The 3,211-nt window shown below is 34.0% G+C and carries 3 protein-coding genes; all 3 read left to right on the forward strand.

Annotation, left to right across the window (positions count from 1 at the left end; all coding sequences use genetic code 11):
- The coding region (locus tag K5R64_RS02335; RefSeq protein ID WP_220760469.1) for a gliding motility-associated C-terminal domain-containing protein at positions 1 to 654 on the forward strand (654 nt) is incomplete at its 5' end.
- A gap of 57 nt (positions 655 to 711) precedes the next feature.
- Positions 712 to 1,620 carry a type IX secretion system membrane protein PorP/SprF gene (locus tag K5R64_RS02340; protein ID WP_220760471.1) on the forward strand — a complete coding sequence of 303 codons (909 nt, stop codon included), beginning with the start codon at positions 712 to 714 and terminating at the stop codon, positions 1,618 to 1,620.
- Positions 1,621 to 1,631: 11 nt separating this feature from the next.
- The coding region (locus K5R64_RS02345; protein ID WP_220760473.1) for a carboxypeptidase-like regulatory domain-containing protein at positions 1,632 to 3,211 on the forward strand (1,580 nt) is incomplete at its 3' end.

Genomic DNA, 3,211 nt, shown 5'->3' on the forward strand with positions numbered 1-3,211 from the left:
GTTTTAAATGTGGTAAAAGTATCTAATACTGAATTTTACAGTAATGTGGGAGATCAAATAAAATATACTATCCAAGTTCAAAATACAGGTAATGTAACTTTACATAACATAAGTGTAACAGACCCATTAACTGGATTAGACAACATCATCAGTAGTTTGGACCCAGGTACTTATCAAGAATATGAAGTTGTCTATACTGTAAAGCAAATTGACAGAGTCAATCTATCTGTTACAAATGTCGCTTTTGCTAATGGTTTTACTCCTAACAATACACCTATCAGTGCTTCTGATAGTGAAATTGTTGAAGCTAATATTGTAGCGGGTTGTGGTAATATCATCGTACACAATGCTTTCTCACCTAATGGTGATGGTAAAAACGAAGAATTCATCATTGAAAATATAGACGACATTTTATGTTACCCTACAAACTCAATCGAGATTTACAACCGTTGGGGTGTATTGGTATATGAAACTACAGGTTATGACAATGTAACTAAAGTTTTCAAAGGTATATCAGAAGGTAGAACCACAATTAGTCAATCTTCTGGATTACCTGCTGGAACTTATTATTACATTCTTAACTTTACCTCTATTGATGGCCTTAACAATAGTACAAACAACACTAAAGATGGGTATTTATACCTTGCTAGATAATTACAACTCAATTCTAACTCCTGAGGATGAAAATCCTCAGGTTAAAACTAGAACCACATGAAGACAAAAATACTTTCTTTCGTTTTGATGTTTACAACAATAGTAAGCTTTGCCCAACAGGATTCGCAATTTACTCAGTACATGTACAACACAATTAATGTCAATCCTGCCTATGCGGGGTCTAGAGGAGCCATGAGTATCTTTGCTTTGCATCGTACTCAATGGGTAGGACTCGATGGTGCACCAGTAACAAATGCTGTTTCAATCAATACTCCTTTAAATAATAGTAGACTAGGAATTGGGGTTTCGGTCATTAATGATCGTATTGGCCCTACCAACGAAAATACTATTTCGGCTGACCTCTCCTACACTGTACCTACTTCAGAAACTTTTAAACTCTCTTTTGGTTTAAAAGCTACGGCTAATTTATTTGACCTAGACAATAGCAAACTTAATCCTGTGGACCAAAGTGATCCTACATTACAAAATTTTAGTAAATTCAATCCTAATTTAGGTGCTGGAGTTTACTTACACTCTGACAAAGCCTATGTAGGTTTTTCTATCCCTAATTTTATTGAAACCAATCGTTACGATGATAACGAAGTAGCTCTTTCTAAGGAAAAAATAAACTACTATTTAATAGCAGGATATGTTTTTGATTTGAATAACACTATTAAATTCAAACCTGCATTATTGTCTAAAATTGTTAAGGGAACACCCCTACAAACTGACCTATCTGCTAATTTCTTATTCTTTGACAAATTCATGTTAGGAGCTTCCTATAGATGGAGTGCTGCAATTAGTGCAATGGCCGGATTCCAAATATCCGATGCTCTATATATTGGATATGGGTATGATAGAGAAACTACCAATCTTAACAATTATAACTCTGGTTCTCATGAAATATTCTTGCGTTACGAGATTTTCAAAAACAACGATAAAATCACCACTCCAAGATTCTTCTAAAAACAATTATTATGAAAAATAAGACACTCCTTTATATAACAATAGTAAGTGTTTTTTCTCTAAACATTTATTCACAAAAAGCTAGATTAGCCGCAGCAGACCAAAAATATGACAACTATGCTTATATAGATGCCATAAAAACCTATGAAAGAGTTGCTGAAAAAGGATATAAATCAGCTGAAATGTTCCAAAAATTGGGGAATGCATATTATTTTAATGCGCAATTAGAAAATGCTGCCAAATGGTATGGTGAACTCTTTGCTTTGAATACCTCTTTGGAACCTGAGTACTATTACAGATACGCTCAGTCTTTAAAATCAATTGGCCAAAATAAAAAAGCTGATGAAATGCTAGCCAAATTCGTCGCTCTTTCGGGGGAGGACAATAGAGCTAAATTATTTAAAAACAATAGAAATTATTTAGCTGAAATCAAAGCCAATTCAGGACGGTTTGACATTGAAGATGCAGGTATCAATTCTAAATATTCTGATTACGGTACTGCTTTATATAAAAACAAAATTGTTTTTACTTCGGCTCGTGATACAGGAAGCTTAGGACAAAGAAAACATACTTGGACCAACCAATATTTTACAAATTTATATCTAGCCGATTTAGGGGAGCAAATGACTCCTGGTACTCCAACTAAATTTGATAAAAACATCAACTCCAAATTCCATGAATCTACTCCTGTATTTACCAAAGATGGCAATACAATGTATTTTACAAGAAACAACTATATCGAGGGTAAAAAAGGTAAAAATGGAAATGATGTAACTCTTATTAAAATATACAAAGCTACTCTAGAAAACGATAAATGGTCTAACATCACCGAATTGCCTTTTAATAGTGATAACTATTCTACAGGTCACCCAGCTCTTAGTGTAGATGAAAAAACATTGTATTTTGCCTCTGACATGCCTGGGACACTAGGCCTTTCGGATTTGTTTAAAGTTAAAATTAACGACGATGGAAGTTTTGGAACGCCTGAAAATTTAGGAAACAGCATTAATACTCCTGGTAGAGAGACTTTTCCTTTTGTAAGCCAAGAAAACGAAATTTATTTTGCCTCTGACGGACATCCAGGGTTAGGCGGATTAGATGTATTTGTAGCAAAAATCAGTAAAGACGGAACCTTTGGTGAGGTACAAAATGTTGGTGCAGACATTAATTCCCCTAAAGATGATTTTGCTTATTTAATTGACTCAAAATCTCGAAGAGGATTCTTTACTTCAAACAAAGACGGTGGTAAAGGTTATGATGATATTTATAAATTTCTTGAAACAAGAAGATTAACCTGTGAGCAACTATTGTACGGCCAAATTACCGATATAGACACTAAAGAAATCCTTCCAAATACTAAAGTAAGTCTTTTTGACAAAAGATTTAAAGACATCTCTTCTATGATGTCTGATGAAAAAGGAAATTACTCCTTTACGGTAGAATGTGATAACACCTATTACGTAAGAGCAGAAAAACCAGAATACAACACCAAAGAAGAAAAAATTACTCTAGGGAAAGACAACGGAAAAACAGAGTTGAATATCGCTTTGGAAAAAATCACTTGTAAAGTCGCAATTGGTGACGATTTAGG

Origin of the sequence: Flavobacterium sp. UMI-01 (assembly GCF_019656315.1) — a bacterium.
GTDB lineage: Bacteria > Bacteroidota > Bacteroidia > Flavobacteriales > Flavobacteriaceae > Flavobacterium.